This window comes from Pseudomonas fluorescens (genome assembly GCF_000968015.1).
Taxonomy (GTDB): Bacteria; Pseudomonadota; Gammaproteobacteria; order Pseudomonadales; family Pseudomonadaceae; genus Aquipseudomonas; species Aquipseudomonas fluorescens_W.
Window position 1 is genome coordinate 66,436 of the sequence record NZ_LACH01000025.1, and the last position, 15,333, is coordinate 81,768.

Annotated in this window: 14 protein-coding genes and 1 pseudogene; 8 read left to right on the plus strand and 7 right to left on the minus strand. The window is 58.3% G+C overall.

The annotated features are described in order from the left end of the window. Nucleotides 1-156 precede the first annotated feature (156 nt). Entirely contained in the window at nt 157-495 is a 339-nt protein-coding gene (locus tag VD17_RS31590; protein ID WP_080931999.1) for a hypothetical protein, read from the plus strand. Nucleotides 496-527: 32 nt separating this feature from the next. On the opposite strand, the gene VD17_RS13550 is transcribed toward VD17_RS31590, so the two are convergent. The 4 genes from VD17_RS13550 to VD17_RS13565 form a co-directional block, all read right to left on the minus strand. Further along, nucleotides 528-1,934, minus strand: a complete 1,407-nt coding sequence (locus VD17_RS13550; protein ID WP_046054238.1) for a DUF1254 domain-containing protein — start codon at nt 1,932-1,934, stop codon at nt 528-530. Between the two features lie 143 nt (nt 1,935-2,077). Beyond that, nucleotides 2,078-3,649, minus strand: coding sequence for a sensor domain-containing diguanylate cyclase (locus VD17_RS13555; RefSeq protein WP_046054239.1), 1,572 nt, complete (start codon nt 3,647-3,649; stop codon nt 2,078-2,080). A gap of 60 nt (nt 3,650-3,709) precedes the next feature. Further along, nucleotides 3,710-4,507: an aldolase gene (locus VD17_RS13560; RefSeq protein ID WP_046054240.1), complete on the minus strand. Its 798-nt coding sequence runs from the start codon at nt 4,505-4,507 to the stop codon at nt 3,710-3,712. A 14-nt stretch (nt 4,508-4,521) separates the two neighbouring features. Then, complete coding sequence (locus tag VD17_RS13565; RefSeq protein WP_046054241.1) at nt 4,522-5,226, minus strand: haloacid dehalogenase type II; 705 nt, start codon at nt 5,224-5,226, stop codon at nt 4,522-4,524. A gap of 108 nt (nt 5,227-5,334) precedes the next feature. Between VD17_RS13565 and VD17_RS13570 the strand changes: the two genes are divergently transcribed. Next, on the plus strand, nt 5,335-6,177 hold the full coding sequence (locus VD17_RS13570) for a LysR substrate-binding domain-containing protein (protein ID WP_046054242.1): 843 nt from the start codon (nt 5,335-5,337) through the stop codon (nt 6,175-6,177). A gap of 45 nt (nt 6,178-6,222) precedes the next feature. On the opposite strand, the gene VD17_RS13575 is transcribed toward VD17_RS13570, so the two are convergent. The 3 genes from VD17_RS13575 to VD17_RS13585 form a co-directional block, all read right to left on the minus strand. Beyond that, a complete protein-coding gene (locus tag VD17_RS13575; RefSeq protein WP_046054243.1) occupies nt 6,223-6,618 on the minus strand; it encodes a hypothetical protein in 396 nt (131 codons plus the stop codon). A gap of 166 nt (nt 6,619-6,784) precedes the next feature. Next, complete coding sequence (locus VD17_RS13580; protein WP_046054244.1) at nt 6,785-7,576, minus strand: LPS biosynthesis protein; 792 nt, start codon at nt 7,574-7,576, stop codon at nt 6,785-6,787. 245 nt (nt 7,577-7,821) lie between these two features. Beyond that, entirely contained in the window at nt 7,822-9,528 is a 1,707-nt protein-coding gene (locus VD17_RS13585; RefSeq protein ID WP_046054245.1) for a L,D-transpeptidase family protein, read from the minus strand. Between the two features lie 81 nt (nt 9,529-9,609). On the opposite strand from VD17_RS13585, the gene VD17_RS13590 reads away from it, so the two are divergent. From VD17_RS13590 to VD17_RS13615, 6 genes and pseudogenes are all read left to right on the plus strand, one after another. Next, complete coding sequence (locus VD17_RS13590; protein ID WP_046054246.1) at nt 9,610-10,314, plus strand: murein L,D-transpeptidase catalytic domain family protein; 705 nt, start codon at nt 9,610-9,612, stop codon at nt 10,312-10,314. A gap of 107 nt (nt 10,315-10,421) precedes the next feature. Next, a pseudogene (locus tag VD17_RS13595) lies at nt 10,422-12,119 on the plus strand (copper resistance system multicopper oxidase). Nucleotides 12,120-12,130: 11 nt separating this feature from the next. Next, nucleotides 12,131-13,042, plus strand: a complete 912-nt coding sequence (locus tag VD17_RS13600) for a copper resistance protein B (protein ID WP_046054247.1) — start codon at nt 12,131-12,133, stop codon at nt 13,040-13,042. A gap of 55 nt (nt 13,043-13,097) precedes the next feature. Further along, nucleotides 13,098-13,469: a copper homeostasis periplasmic binding protein CopC gene (copC, locus tag VD17_RS13605; RefSeq protein WP_046054248.1), complete on the plus strand. Its 372-nt coding sequence runs from the start codon at nt 13,098-13,100 to the stop codon at nt 13,467-13,469. A 3-nt stretch (nt 13,470-13,472) separates the two neighbouring features. Further along, nucleotides 13,473-14,408 carry a copper homeostasis membrane protein CopD gene (gene copD / locus VD17_RS13610; RefSeq protein ID WP_046054249.1) on the plus strand — a complete coding sequence of 312 codons (936 nt, stop codon included), beginning with the start codon at nt 13,473-13,475 and terminating at the stop codon, nt 14,406-14,408. A 103-nt stretch (nt 14,409-14,511) separates the two neighbouring features. After that, complete coding sequence (locus tag VD17_RS13615) at nt 14,512-15,297, plus strand: transporter substrate-binding domain-containing protein (protein WP_046054250.1); 786 nt, start codon at nt 14,512-14,514, stop codon at nt 15,295-15,297. Nucleotides 15,298-15,333: the final 36 nt, after the last annotated feature.

Here is a 15,333-nt window from a genome sequence, read left to right on the forward strand (position 1 = left end):
CCGAACGTTCACTGAACATAGCAGCCATGCTGAGCCCTGGCGCCTGGATAACGCAAGCCATTGCCAATCGATAGCCGCTGCCCTGTAATTGCATGGATCGCCCGCGTACCTTTTGATGCTGGGAATGCCAGGTACGACTCATCCTGGAGACGCACCATGATGACCATCAGAATGACTTCGCTGTTACTGGCTGGATTGCTGTCCGCCATGTCCGCCGGCACTTTTGCAGCCTTTGGCGATGGCGCTAATGCGACCGGTACCCAATCGGTTTCAACCGGCGGCTCGACCATGGCGCCTAACAACAATCCTGGCCAACCCTCGAGCGACCCTAACGCTAACGGCGGCAATAGCGGATCGGGCTCATTGGGCGGCGGAAATGGTGGCAATGCCGGGAACAGCGGCTCTGGCGCGGGGGGTGGCACGGGTGCGGCGGGCGGTGGAACGGGCGGTGCCGGCGGCGGGACGGGCAGCTGGACGCGTAAAAGCAGCCGATGATCGTCGACTGCTTTTGGGCCTGCTGCGTGGGACTAAGCTGGCTTGATCGGTGGCGGGTTCCACTTGCCGTTCAAAACCTCGGGCTTGGGCCCATACAAACGCATGGTCAGGTTGAACCCGCCCTTCGGTGCCGGCAGCCAATTGGCTTCAAGGTCCTTGCCGGGGTTTTCGTGCTGGAAGTAGATGTCCAGCGAACCATCGGCGTTCGTCTTGAACGGCATCCAGCTACTGACAGCAAAGCGGTTGAGCGCATTGCCGACCTGGAAACCCTCAGGGTCGTACAAGGTGATCGACCAGAAAGCGTTTACCGGCGGCGTTTCACCCTTGTCGAAATGCAGCACATACTTGTTCGCGCCATCGAGTGGCTTGCCTTCGACATCGCCGATGTTCAGCGGATAAATCGCATCCTCGGGCAAGTTGGCGCCGAGCCCCATCTGCGCAACGATCGCGCGCTTGAGGTAGTAGTTGCCGTAGACGCCCATAGTGTCGGTGTTCATTGACCAGCCGTTGACCACGCGAGCGAGGGTTGGAACCTTCCACGTCATCAGTGTCTGCGCATCCTCGGACACGGTCTGAAGCGCTGCTTTGATTTCAGGGTCCAGCGCATCCATGTCGAAGGATTTTCCGGGCTCGATGCCGATACGCTTCATCTGCGCCAGGATCGGTTGATCGGTGATGTGCGCAGGGTGCACTTTGAGCAATTCGGCGGCGTAGACGAAGTAGTCGGTCGCCGACATAGAGTCCACCTGGATCTTGGGCGGGGTCTTCATGTCCACGGCCGGGTCAATGTTCACGCTGACCGGCTCGGGGCTTTTACCCAGTCGGGACAGCGGTGTCACGGTATAGCCAGCCTGAATTTTGTGCACGGCCGCGTAGTCCGCAGCGCCGTCGGTCTTGGTGCGGCCAATGACCCAGACAAAGGGCGTAGGCGCCGGCAGATGGTTCAGTCCGGCCGGCACCGTCCCGGTCCAGTCCGGCGGTGTCACCAGAAACTGCCCCGCGTGGGTGCCCGTGGTGCGCCAGCCCGGTGAGGCGAAGACATCGGTCCACATGTCGAGCATCGGCAGCAAGTAAAAACGCCCGGCCGTATCGGGCGCTGCGATCACCAGCGGTTCTTTGGTCAAGTCCAGCCAGGCAATGGAATACAAGGTGTCGAAATTCGAGCGCACCACCCCTTTGAAATCGGCAGGTGGATACTGCGGCACGCTGACAAACATATTCATCGGACCTTTACCGAACTCCTTGCCCGGTTCGATGTTGGTGAATTGCTTGCGGGTGATGTCCATGGTCAACAGCGGGTAAAAATAAAGGTAGGCATCTACGCCGATGGCGTGTGCTTCTTCGGCTGTGACTTTCGATTGAGCATGGCTCGCGAGCGGAAAGATGGCGCAGGTTGCAACGGTTAGAGCAACGGCTGTCAATGCTTGAGTAATCAACATTTTGACGATCATCCGTGCGGTGGGAAGACCTGCCAGGATCGGCAGCGTTACCGCAACTCTAGACGATCAATTGAAGAGGATCTGACAGGCAGACAGCCGGCTGGCCGGGGTGTTGCGCGGGTGAAACAACATCGAGAGACACCTCAACGATCCGAACGCAGCAGTGCCTCGACACCGCCCTCCATCGACAGCACCGCCGAGCGGTTTCGCCCCGAATGCTTGGCTTGATACAGCGCCGCATCCGCACGTTCGATGAACACCTCCATGCTGTCCTGCCCCGTCGGCACAAACGAATAACAACCCAGACTGACCGTCACGAAGCCCGAGGGCGAACCGCTGTGGATGATGTTCTTGTCCATGACGCTGCGGCGGATCTGTTCGGCAATCACCATCGCGCCGTGAATGTCCGTGTCGGGTAGCAATACCGCAAATTCCTCACCGCCGTAGCGCACGGCCAAATCGGCTTTACGATGGCAGCACCCCTTCACCGCCCGCGCCACTTCAGCCAGGCAATGGTCCCCCGCCACGTGGCCATAAGCATCGTTGTAGCGTTTGAAGTAATCGATATCGAGCATGATCAGGCTCAGCGAACTCGACTGTCGGGCGCCTCGGCCGAACTCGATGTCCAGCGCGCCCTCGAACAGCCGGCGATTGGCCAGGCCGGTCAGGCTGTCGTGGGTCGCGATCAGCTTCAGCGCTTCCTTTGCCTTGCGCAAATCCGCCTCGACCTGCTCACCGACACGCACCTGATAAAGGAACATCCAACCGAACAGCCCCACGCCCAACACCACCAGGGCAACGATGACCGTGGAGCGAAACGCCGTGTCGTTCCAATCCTTGAGAATCGAATCCCTGGACGAGGCGGCAGACACGACCAGCGGATAAGTGTCGAGCTGACGGTAGCCATACAACCGCACAACACCATCGACCAGCGAGCTGAACATCGCGTTACCGGAAGGCGCGTTGGGCAGCAAATTCTCGAAGATCTCGCTCTTGGCCAGTGATGTGCCAATCAGCGACTCCACAAACGGCCGTCGCGCCAGCAGCGTTCCGTCGGTCAACCCCAAAAACATCGAACCGTTGTCATCAATGCTGAAGCTTTTGAAGAACTGATCGAAGTACGCCATCTTGATACCGGCCAACAAGACGCCCTGGAAATTGCCATTCTTGTCGTTCACCCGTTTGGATATGGGGATGATCCACTCGCCATTTTCCCGACTGTGAATCGCGGGTCCGATGTGCGCCAGGGACGAGACGTTCTGCTGGTGAAACTTGAAGTACTCGCGATCCGCCACACCCGGGCCGCGCGGCAGATTTTCGAAGGAGCTAACGATCCACTGGCCCTTTTGGTCGAACAGAAATATCCCGTGCAATTGATTCAGCGCCTGCACCCGCCGGGCGAATGTTTTCTGCATGCGTGGCTTTTGGGGGGCGCCGAAACCGTCAGCCTGAATCCAGTCGGCCAGACTGGTCAGCACCAGATCGGCTTGCATGAAGGTGTCTTCGGCCTGCTGCGCCATGGCCCGCGTCAGGTTTGATGACGCCACTTGCGCCAATGCCAGGTCATGCCGGCGCGACTGCTCGAGTTGCAGGTACAGCAAACCGCACAGGCTCAGGCAAACGACCGCGATAAACAGTACCGCTGCTTTGCGCAGAGGTAACCGTTTCAACGTGACGCCGGAGGCGTTGTGCGGATCGTGAAGAGGGATAGGCAAAAGCTCGTCCTGTAAGGGTAAGGCATGGGTAACACCCCAAAACCCTTAATTTTTGTGAGCTTAGTCTACGGGGGGGATATGGGGCAAATGTCCTTTGGCTAGCCGCCGCATCGCACTGTGCAAATGCGCCCGCGCACTTTCTGCATCCCCCTGGCGCATTTGCTCATATGCCCGCTGGGCAATCTCATGGGGCACCGGCTTGAGTTCGCGCTGGGTCGCCATCGCGATCAACTGCACTTGGGCGGCACGTTCCAGGTAATACAGATCGTCCCAGGCTTCGGCGATGGTTGGCCCGGCGACGATCACCCCGTGGTTCTTCAAAAACAGAATATCGGCAGCGCCCATGACGCTGGCAATCCGGTCGCCTTCAGACTCGTCGAGCGCCAGACCGTTGTAGTCCTCGTCCACCGCCGTACGGCCGTAGAATTTCAAGGCCGTCTGCCCCAGCCACAACAGCGGCGGACCTTGCAGCAGGCACAACGCCGTGGCATGAGGCATATGCGTGTGAAACGCCACTTTGACCCTCGGCAGCTGTTTGTGCAGTCGCGCGTGAATATAGAACGCGGTCGCTTCCGGCAGCCCTTCGCCCACCACGACATTGCCGTGAAAGTCGCAGACCAGCAGGTTGTCAGCGGTGACTTCTTCGAACGCGTAGCCGTAGGGGTTCACGAAAAACAGATCATCCCGACCCGGCACCATGGCGGAAAAATGGTTACAGATGCCCTCCTCCAATCCGTAAAGCGCCGCCAATTGAAAGCACGCTGCCAATTCCGTGCGAGCGGTAATGGCAGCCTGCGAATCGAGATTCAGATCGGCGTAACGCGAAGGACGGGAACTGCCTGCAAGGGTGTGTGCCATGACGACTCCGTGTTTTACCAGCCAAGGGATGTGAACAAGGGCACGACCTGATCCAGCGTGCTGAATATCGCATCGGGTTGATAGTCCGGTAGCAATTGCCGACCCGTGCCGCGGTCAATCCAGACGCAGCGAAAGTGCATGTCGCGGGCGGCAGTGTGGTCCAGCATCGGGCTGGCGCAGATGTGCACCGCCTGATCGCGACTGACGCCGAGCTGTTCATGAGCGTAGTCAAACAACTGCGGATTCGGCTTATAGGCACCGGCCTGCTGAGCAGTGATGACCCGGTCGATATGCCCACCGAGTTGCGCAACATTGCCGGCGATGATGTCGTCATCGGTGTTGGACACGATGCACAACTTGAACCCCATCGCCTTGAGCCGCGCAAGCGTTTCGACCACTTCGGGGAACGGTGGCATCCGCGGGATCGCCCCGGCCAGCCGCTGACTGTCTTCAGGCGCGCTCGCCAGCCCCAACTCCTCCAGGGCGAGGTGCAACCCCTGCGTGCTCAATTGGCGAAACGAGCGATGCGGCGGGATCTGCTCCAGGCGGTGTTCATGCCGGTCGTACACCTCGATCAGCCGATTGACATCAACGGCGTGGTCGCCCTTGTCGCGCAAAATCTCGGCGACCACGGCCTTCAAGCCTTCATCCCACTGAATCAGCGTGCCGTAACAATCGAAGGTCAGCCACTCGGGGCGCGGGGTGTTTTTAAGTGCCATGTTCGTGTCCTCTGAAAGGTGATCTTCAGACTACGAGCCATTGGTGATAGTGTGAAATTAAATTAATATCGACTCGTCAGTGACAAATCAAATATCAAGGAAGCCGCCATGCTCGACCTCGAATTGCTCAAGACCTTCGTCTGCGTGGTCGACGAAGGCAGCTTCACCCGCGCCGCCGAACGCGTGCATCGGACCCAATCCACGGTGAGCCAACAGGTTCGTAAACTCGAAGAACTGGTCGGGCATACGCTGTTGCTGCGTGATCGGACCGGGCAGAACGTCAGCCTCACCGAGCATGGCGAACTGCTGATTCACTATGCCCGGCGCTTGCTGGCGCTGTCCTCTGAAGCGGTTGAAGCGTTGGCCAGTGACCTCGATCTCGAGATCCTGCGCATCGGTGTACCGGAGGATTTCGACGCTCGGCGGCTGGCAGTCATTCTCGCCGGTTTCAACCGGGCCAGACCTGAAGCGCGCCTGGAAACCGTCAGCGGCATGAGCACCGATCTCAAACAGAAACTAAGCGCGGGCGCCCTCGACATTGCGCTGGTCAAGCGCGAACCGGACAGCGGGCCGTGCTGGGCAGCCTGGCCGGAAGTGTTGGTGTGGGTCAAAGGTGCTGGTGTGGATTCAGTCAACGGGGTATTGCCACTGGCGCTGTTCCCGCAGGGCTGTATTTACCGTCAGCGGGCCATCCGCCTGCTGGATGTGGCTCAGCGGCCCTGGCGGGTAGCGTTTGGCAGTCATAGCCTGACGGGCATTCAGGCCGCGGTGGCTTCAGGTTTGGGCGTATCGGTGTTGCCCGCTTCGGCAGTATTGCCTGAGCACAGTGTATGCACCGACCTGCCCAAATTGCCGCAAACCGAGTTGGCGTTGATCAGCCGCGAGGGAGCGCTGACCGGGTTGCAACGGGCACTGGTAGAGTTTTTGCGGGACGAGCTGGGCCAGGCATGATCACAAAGAATGGGCATACTGCGAGCGCCCATTCCTTCACGACCATCAAGGCGTGAGCTTCAAATGCGCGTTGACTCTCCCGTTCTTTGGGTCGACAAACCAATACTCATTATTGGCAACCTTCACTTGGCTGCACTCGGTTGGGTACTTGTTAGGTATAACGCAAACAACACCGTCTTTGAGAGTCCACCGTTCTTTCTCCGGCGCGTCAGGCGCCATCTCGAACACATCGATACCATCGGCTAAAAACCTGATCGAGTAGGGATGACTGCCCTGCCGGGTGGTTCCATAAAACTGCTTACCCACTAACGTGCTATGAATTTGCCCATCGTCTAGCGTCATCGCTGATGCCGGAACCGGTGGTGGTTCATAACTACTGCTGGTTGCGCAGCCTGCCAAACAGACCATCAGAAGCGACGCGCCGAATTTTAGTAAAGTCATGCCACACCTTCCTTGTAAGTACCGGAAGAATGTCCGGATAAATCAAAGCTTAGGCGACGCTGATTTGCGATCTGACGCAGGTGCCGAACGGTTGACGGTCGATAAATCACAAACAAAAAAAATGGGCGCCTCGCGGGCGCCCATTTCAATAAAGCACGAACAACGTTTAGATCAACGTGTCGATCTCATCCAGCGTCACTCGGGGAATGAGCTCGCCCGGAATCCTTGAGGAATGGGACAAGTTGTAGACCTGAAAACCCTCATCCACGACGTACTTCGACAAGATCTCGAACGATGGCAGAATTCTCGTATTAAAATGCTGATCGAGCAGGCATGGCGACGCTAACGTATCGCCCCCTTCGTAAAAACGGCTGACCGACTGATTCAAGTCGACACCGACCAGAAACACCTTGGTAAACCCCACGTGATAGGCAATCTGTAACGCCAGATAGGCCACCGTACGGGCATCAAAATAACCGCGTTTAAGGTTCTTGCTGAAACCAAGGGTTCTATTACGGCCAGTTCCGAGTTTGCGACTTCTGATGAGTTCTTTATCGGCCCTGAAAACCAGGTCCGTCCAGGAGAGCTTGGGTGCTCGGCCGAGTAAATACAGTTCGCCCTCAGGCGCGACCGTCGTATGCCAGATGTGCTCTTGCCACAGTGCAACCCGCTGACTGATGCGCATGGCCTCTGAAAACAGTTCGGGTTGCTGTCGGGAAAAGCCTTGATCCGTACAGGCATAAAAGAACGGCTTGATACCTGTCCCGGAAAACATGGAAATGGCGCCGTTCATCGTGATCATCGGAACGTCCGCAAACTTTTCCAGCGGAAAATCTTTAGCGGACGCCCCCGAGGCAATGATAAACACGGCACCTTTTCGAATGTTGCGGCACTCATCGAGGTCATGCACATCAAGCATGCCTGTGTTGAGTGACGGTTTTTTTTGCGCAACATCCATCTTCAATTTCCTATCCCTTTACATCGATGATCGGTGACTATTTTACATTGTGATAGTTTTCAACGGGTGAGCCAACCTTTTGGCTTCACCAACCCCGGAGTCTGCGACGGAGCGCAAAGGTTAACGCAGAGCGCTTGCATCGTTGGTGCATTGATGACCTGCCCGTTACATACGGATAGCAAGTTCCGCCTCCTTCACGGCCATTGCCGGTTTTGCCCCGTCGCGACAGCGCAAGTTCCTGCTCGTCACACATCCAGAACGGGCAGTTCCGAAGGCAGATTCAGTCCCCGTAGTACTGCGGAATCGTACCCGTAGACATCGGGTTTAAACATCACTCGACCATCGTTACTCAGGTCCACCGTCCAGTAAGCCAACAGCACCGGTACCTTGACGGGCAGCCTGATGTTTTCGGTCTTGCCGTTAGCCAACTGGGCCTGTATCCCGGCACTGTTCCAACGAACCGGGTCGTTGAACAGTAGTTCTACCAACTGCAGTGGGTTCTCCACTCGTATGCAGCCTGAACTGGTGGCTCGGCGTGATTGCGCAAACAACTCGCGATGCGGCGTGTCGTGGAGATAAATCGAATATTCATTGGGAAACCGAATGACCACCTGCCCCAGCGAGTTATCCGGCCCGGCATCCTGTCGCAGCGTGATACCGCGCGCGTTATCCCAGTCGATGGTCGACGGATCGAGCACATTCCCTTCTCGATCAAGGGCTCTTATACGGTTGGCGGCAAGGTAGCCAGGATTTCGTTGAATCTTGGGCAGCATGTCTTTGACGAGGATGGTCGGTGGCACAGTCCAGGTGGGATTGAACGTTACATAAGTAATCTCGGATTGAAACACCGGCGTACTGCGGAACGGCTTACCGACCTGAACCCGGGACCGCCATATCGCTTTACCGTCGCGATAAAGCGCCACTTTGTATCCCGCAATATCAACGACGACAAAAGTGCCCTGGAGTTTGTACAGCAACCAACGCGCACGCTCCATGTTCACCCGAACCTGGTCTATCCGTGCCTCTACGGGCACATTCAACGCCGCCAGTGTCGCGCCCCCCGCCACGCCATCCGCCCCCAGGTATTGCTCGGTTTGATACTTTTTCACCGCCGCGGTGACGCTGTCGTCGTAATCAGTGCGTTGCTTCTTTGAGGGGGCCAGATAACCACCCACCACCAAACGTGCTCGCAACTGCGCGACCGCTGCGTCATCCATGCCTGGCTTGAGCGATTGGCCTTCGGCAATCTTCGGCCAGCCGCCCGCATCCCGAACCTTGCGCAATTGCGCCAGGCCCACACGCAGGCTGCGGTAAACCGCCTCTTGTGGTGGCGCCTGTGCGAAGGCGCGCGCCACGTCATGAGCATCGAGCGCGGCGAACAAGTTATTCATGTCTCCACGAGGATCGGCGCCGACAGGGTCGAAATTCCAATGGATGTCCAGACGCGAAGGGTCAACCTTGCCGCGCCGCAATTGCAGCAGCGCCGTGATAAAGGTCCGGGTGGCCGCGATATCGAACGCCGCCCGTTGCGCCACCGTCGGCTCTGCTGCCTGCATCGACGCTCTGGCCTTCGCCAACTCATCAATATGAAAGTCCGCAGGGTCCAGTCCGTCGGCCTGGGTCTCGCTCAGGCTTTTCAATAACTGAATGACATCGCTGTCGTTCGCCCAGGCCGAGCGATAACCCCGGTGCATGTAAAAATCCATGACCACGCGGCCCGGATCCACCCGTTGATGGCCACGGGCAGTGAGCAAGGGTGGAAACGATGAACTCAATGGCTCAAGTGCCGCCTGAATCGTTTGAGCGACGTAATCGTCAGGTGCTGCGCCAGTTCTGCTGATGACGGCAGATACCGCCTCAATCGGCGAAGTTTCTGCAATCGCTACGCCGCTGATCAGAAAGCCCATAAAAAAGATGCGGCTTATGACGAATAACCTTGTTAACTGCCCCATGGATAATCCTTAATCGCCCCGTATTCAACGGCTAGCATCCTGCACACTGCTAGACTCGAAACATTAATGTGAGACTTACATATGGCACTAGACCGCTTTGATTTCCTATTCTCGGCCTTGCTGCTGACGTCAGTTTCAGTACCGGCAGCCTACGCCGATTCGCTTGAAGCCGCGCTGCTCAAAGCAGCACCCGGCGCCAACGCCAAAGTCATTGGGCTTGCAGTGCGCGCCACCCAATGCAGCTTGGCCCAAGGTAAAGCACCTGTCCAAAGACTTGCTGTCATCGACTACTCACTGCCTTCGACCGAACAACGGTTGTGGGTGTTCGATCTGAACAAACGTAAATTGCTGTTCCACGAACTGGTTGCCCATGGTCGCAACAGCGGCGAGAACATGGCAGTCAAGTTCTCCAACCAGAATGAAAGCTTTGCCACCAGCCTCGGTTTGTACCGCACCCAGTCGAGCTATGTCGGCCAGAACGGTTACTCCTTGCGCATGGAAGGTCTGGAGCCGGGTTTCAACGACAACGCATATGAGCGGGCGATCGTTATTCACGGCGCGCCTTATGTCAGCCCGGTTCTTGCACGAGCGAATGGCCGGATCGGTAGAAGCCTGGGTTGTCCGGCTGTGCGGCCGGCGATTGCGCACAAGTTGATTGATTCGATGAAAGATGGGCAGTTGTTGTTTTCTTACTATCCGGATCAACGCTGGTTGAAGTCGTCTTCGTATATCAATTGCGGTGGCGGCACTGTCGCCGCAGCGTCAACACCCAATTCTCGCCAATAGATACGGTTTGAACCTGTCAAAACTGTAATCTGCGCCTCAGCCTGCTGAAAGGCACCGCCCGTTAACCTCGTCGTCAAGCTCTCTCGCTGACGGACCGGGAACACGGCATGCATTCCAACACATCAAGACGCACCTTCGTGAAGGGGCTTGCCGCGGGCGGGCTCCTTGGCGGCCTCGGGTTATGGCGCACGCCTGTCTGGGCGGTCACCAGTCCCGGCGAGCCTCAGGTGCTGGCGGGCACCGATTTCGACCTGCTCATCGGTGAAACCCCGGTCAACATCACCGGCAACCCGCGCACCGCGATGACCATCAACGGCGGTATTCCCGGCCCCCTGCTGCGCTGGCGCGAAGGTGACACGGTGACGCTGCGGGTGAAGAACAAACTCAACGTCGACACCTCCATTCACTGGCACGGCATTTTACTGCCAGCCAACATGGACGGCGTGCCGGGGCTGAGCTTTCACGGCATCGAGCCGGATGGCATGTACGTCTAACAGTTCAAGGTCCGGCAGAACGGCACTTACTGGTACCACAGCCATTCGGGTTTTCAGGAGCAGTCCGGCGTTTATGGGCCGTTGGTGATTGACGCCAAGGAACCGGAGCCGTTCCAGTACGACCGCGATTACGTGGTGATGCTGACCGACTGGACCGATGAAGACCCGGTCAGCCTGATGAAGACGCTGAAAAAACAATCCGACTACTACAACTACAACAAGCCCACCGTGGGAGATTTCATCCACGACGTCAGCGAGAAAGGTTGGGGCTCCACGGTCGCCGATCGAAAGATGTGGGCCGAAATGAAGATGAACCCCACCGACCTGGCCGACGTCAGCGGCGCAACTTACACCTACTTGATGAACGGCCAGGCGCCGAACTCGAACTGGACGGGTGTGTTCCGACCGGGCGAGAAGTTGCGCCTGCGCTTCATCAACGGCTCCGCCATGTCGTACTTCGACGTGCGCATTCCCGGGCTGAAAATGACGGTGGTCGCGGCGGATGGGCTGCACGTCAAACCGGTGAGTGTCGATGAGTTTCGCATTGCGGTGGCGGAGACCTACGATGTGATTGTCGAGCCGACCGAAGCGGCTTACACCCTCTTCGCCCAGTCGATGGATCGGACTGGGTTTGCACGCGGCACGCTTGCAGCGAAGGCCGGTTTATCCGCGCCGGTACCGCCGCTGGACCCTCGACCGCTGGTGACCATGGATGACATGGGCATGGGCGGAATGGATCACGGCAGCATGGCGGGAATGGATCACAGCGCCATGGCGATGCCCGGCATGCAGTCCCATCCCGAGACGGAAAAAGACAACCCGCTGGTGGACATGCAAGCCATGACCACCGCCCCCAAACTCGACGATCCCGGCCTCGGCCTGCGCAACAACGGCCGCCGCGTCCTGACCTATTCCGACCTGCGAAGCACCTTCGAAGACCCGGACGGCCGCGAGCCCAGTCGCACCATTGAACTGCACCTCACCGGCCACATGGAGAAATTCGCCTGGTCGTTCAACGGCGTGAAGTTCTCCGACGCCGAACCTGTGCGCCTCAAATACGGCGAGCGGGTTCGAGTGGTGCTGGTCAACGACACGATGATGACCCACCCGATCCATCTGCACGGCATGTGGAGCGACCTCGAAGACGAAAACGGCGAGTTCATGGTGCGCAAACACACCATCGACATGCCACCCGGTTCCCGACGCAGCTATCGGGTGACCGCCGATGCGCTCGGCCGTTGGGCCTATCACTGCCATCTCCTGTACCACATGGAAATGGGCATGTTCCGTGAAGTTCGGGTGGAAGAATGAGGCGCCTACCGATGACCAGACTCACTCCCCTCGCTTTGGCACTCGTGACCGCGAGCCTGACACTCTCTTCGGCAATGGCCGCCACCGACGACATGCAGAACATGGACCATAGCCAGATGCAGGGCATGGATCACAGCCAAATGCAGGGCATGGACCCTAGCCAAATGCAAAGCATGGACGACGGCCAGATGCAGCCCGCCGCGCCGACCGAAAGCCGCACGCCGATCCCGGCGCTGACCGATGCCGACCGCGCGGCCGCGTATGGCAGTCCGTCCGGCCACAAGGTGCATGACACCGCGCTCAACCATTACTTGCTCGCCGAAAAACTCGAATGGCAGGACGCGGACAACGGCAGCACCCTGGCCTGGGATCTCTCCGGCTGGATCGGCGGCGACATCGATCGCCTGTGGCTGCGCTCCGAAGGCGAACGCACCAACGGCAAAACCGAAGACGCCGAAATCCAGGCCCTGTGGGGCCACGCGATCTCCCCGTGGTGGGACGTGGTGACCGGCGTTCGCCAGGACTTCAAACCTGGCGACCCGCAAACCTGGGCCGCGCTCGGCGTGCAAGGGATGGCGCTGTACAACTTCGAAACCGAAGCCACTGCTTTCATCGGCGAAGGCGGCCAAACCGCCGCGCGGCTGGAAGGCGACTACGACATCCTGCTAACCAACCGACTGATTCTGCAGCCGACCGCCGAGCTCAACGTCTACGGCAAAAACGATCCGCAACGGGGCATCGGTTCCGGGTTATCCAACACCGAAGCCGGCCTTAGATTGCGCTATGAAATCCGCCGGGAATTCGCGCCCTATATCGGCGTGACCTGGAACCGCACCTACGGCAAAACCGCCGACTACGCCAACGATGAAGGTGAGGATCGCAGCGAAGCACGCCTCGTTCTTGGCGTTCGGATGTGGTTCTAAACGCATTAACTCAACAACCAAAAAAACAGCCGCTTAAAGCGGCAAGAGGCCTTGCATGCGCATGATTAAAATTACCGCTGTTACCATTGGGCTGCTCATGAGCGCGCTCGCTCAAGCCCACCCGAAACTGCTCTCCTCCACCCCGGCGGAAGGTGCGGATGGCGCGGCACCCGGCAACATCGAACTGCACTTTTCCGAAAACCTCATGACCCAGTTTTCCGGCGCGAAACTGGTCATGACCGAAATGCCTGGCATGGCGCACTCCCCCATGCCCATGAAAGCCAAAGTCTCTGGTGGTAGCGATCCGAAAACCATGGTCATCACACCGCTTTCGCCACTGCCTACCGGCAGCTACAAAGTCGAATGGCGCGCCGTGTCTTCGGACACTCACCCGATCACCGGCAACGTCACGTTCAAAGTGAAGTGATTGATGAGCGACTCGGTCAGCATTGCACTGCGCTTTGGGTTGTATGTGGATTTGATGCTGCTGTTTGGGGTGGCGCTATTTGGGCTGTACAGCCTGAAAGAACAGGAACGGGTGTCAGGAGTAGCGCTGCCGTTTCGGTCGATGTTGACGGGGTCGGCGTTGCTGGGTGTGCTGCTTTCTGTCGCCAGCATGGTGATGATGGCGAGCGCCATGAGCGGTGAGACGGACTTTGCCGAGCTGCGTCCGCCTATCGAGATGATGGTGCTTGAGACCGATGTCGGGTTGGCCTGGGTCGTGCGCATCGTCGCGCTGGTTATCGCCGGTCTGGCGGTGATGCTCAATCACCGTGCACCCGGATTCAGCCTGCTGATCGCATCTTTCGCCGGCGCTACCGCCTTGGCCAGCCTGGCCTGGAGCGGTCATGGGGCGATGGATGAAGGTGACCGTCGTTCCTGGCATTTCATCACTGACATCTTGCATCTGCTGGCTTCGGGGGCCTGGTTCGGTGCGCTGGTCGCGCTTGCCTTGATGGTAAAGATCAACGATCTGCAAACCGAGGAACGCATCAGATTGCTGGCTCGGGCAGTCAGCCGATTTGAATGGGTGGGTGCGGTGATCGTGGCCGTCATCACGGTCACGGGCGTCGTGAATTACCTGTTTATCGTCGGCCCAACGCTCGACGATGTATTGCTCAGCACCTACGGGATTTTACTGTCCATCAAAATCGCGCTGTTTGCCGGGATGCTGGTGCTCGCCGCGTTGAACCGATTTCACCTGGGGCCGTTTTTGCAGCGATCGTTGCGTGAGGGTCAGTATCGGGTGGCCGCGAATACGTTGCGGCGCAGCGTGGTGGTTGAATTGGCGGCGGCGGTGTTGATTGTGGGGGTGGTGGCTTGGTTGGGGACGTTGAGTCCGGAAATGGAGGTGGCGGGGCAATAGCTCTCGCGAATCGAGACCGAGTTGAAAACCCAGGATGATGTTGAGTGGTGCAGCAGAAAGTAAGTACTCTCAGCCCCCACTCCATCATGGAAGCCGGATAACAATGAACAACCTGAAAAGCACAATGATGCTCGGTGGCCTGCTCGCTCTATCGTTTGCCGCTCAGGCAGAGCCATCGCACTTGGACAGCGTCATCCAACAGGGCCAACTGCGCGTGTGCACAACGGGCGACTACAAACCCTACACCGTCAAAGCCGAGGACGGCGAATACTCGGGCATCGACATCGCCATGGCCCGCTCGCTGGCCGACAGCCTGGGCGTCAAGGTCGAGTGGGTGCAGACCACCTGGAAAACCCTGATGCCCGACATGCTCGCGGGCAAATGCGACATCGGCGTCGGCGGCATCTCCGTCACGCTGGAACGCCAGAAAAAAGCCTTCTTCAGCACCACGCTGGACGTCGACGGCAAAATCCCGCTGGTGCGCTGCGAAGATCAGGCGCGGTACCAGACCGTCGAGCAAATCAACCAGCCTTCGGTTCGTTTAGTGGAACCGGCCGGCGGCACCAACGAAGCCTTTGTTCACGCCTTCCTGCCCAAGGCGCAATTGCGCCTTCACGACAACGTGACCATCTTCCAGGAGCTGCTGGACAAGAAGGCTGACGTGATGATCACCGATGCTTCGGAAGCGCTCTATCAGCAGAAACTCAAACCCGGTCTGTGCGCAGTAAACCCGAAGCAATTCATGCAGTACGGCGAGAAGGCTTACTTGCTACCGCGTGATGACATGACCTGGAAGCTGTACGTCGATCAGTGGTTGCACCTGGCCAAGGTGACAGGCAACTACCAGAAAGTCCTCGGCCAATGGATAGCAACACCCGAGCCCAAATAGCCGCACCTACACAATCCCTGTAATTGGATGGACTCG

Bases quoted from the DNA above. Each gene is read 5' to 3' on its own strand.
- VD17_RS13575 (WP_046054243.1), bottom strand. From the start codon at position 6,618: ATGACTTTACTAAAATTCGGCGCGTCGCTTCTGATGGTCTGTTTGGCA.
- copD (WP_046054249.1), top strand. From the start codon at position 13,473: ATGAGCGACTCGGTCAGCATTGCACTGCGCTTTGGGTTGTATGTGGAT.
- VD17_RS13585 (WP_046054245.1), bottom strand. From the start codon at position 9,528: ATGGGGCAGTTAACAAGGTTATTCGTCATAAGCCGCATCTTTTTTATG.
- VD17_RS31590 (WP_080931999.1), top strand. From the start codon at position 157: ATGATGACCATCAGAATGACTTCGCTGTTACTGGCTGGATTGCTGTCC.
- copC (WP_046054248.1), top strand. From the start codon at position 13,098: ATGCGCATGATTAAAATTACCGCTGTTACCATTGGGCTGCTCATGAGC.
- VD17_RS13580 (WP_046054244.1), bottom strand. From the start codon at position 7,576: ATGGATGTTGCGCAAAAAAAACCGTCACTCAACACAGGCATGCTTGAT.
- VD17_RS13550 (WP_046054238.1), bottom strand. From the start codon at position 1,934: ATGTTGATTACTCAAGCATTGACAGCCGTTGCTCTAACCGTTGCAACC.
- VD17_RS13570 (WP_046054242.1), top strand. From the start codon at position 5,335: ATGCTCGACCTCGAATTGCTCAAGACCTTCGTCTGCGTGGTCGACGAA.
- VD17_RS13565 (WP_046054241.1), bottom strand. From the start codon at position 5,226: ATGGCACTTAAAAACACCCCGCGCCCCGAGTGGCTGACCTTCGATTGT.
- VD17_RS13615 (WP_046054250.1), top strand. From the start codon at position 14,512: ATGAACAACCTGAAAAGCACAATGATGCTCGGTGGCCTGCTCGCTCTA.
- VD17_RS13560 (WP_046054240.1), bottom strand. From the start codon at position 4,507: ATGGCACACACCCTTGCAGGCAGTTCCCGTCCTTCGCGTTACGCCGAT.
- VD17_RS13590 (WP_046054246.1), top strand. From the start codon at position 9,610: ATGGCACTAGACCGCTTTGATTTCCTATTCTCGGCCTTGCTGCTGACG.
- VD17_RS13600 (WP_046054247.1), top strand. From the start codon at position 12,131: ATGACCAGACTCACTCCCCTCGCTTTGGCACTCGTGACCGCGAGCCTG.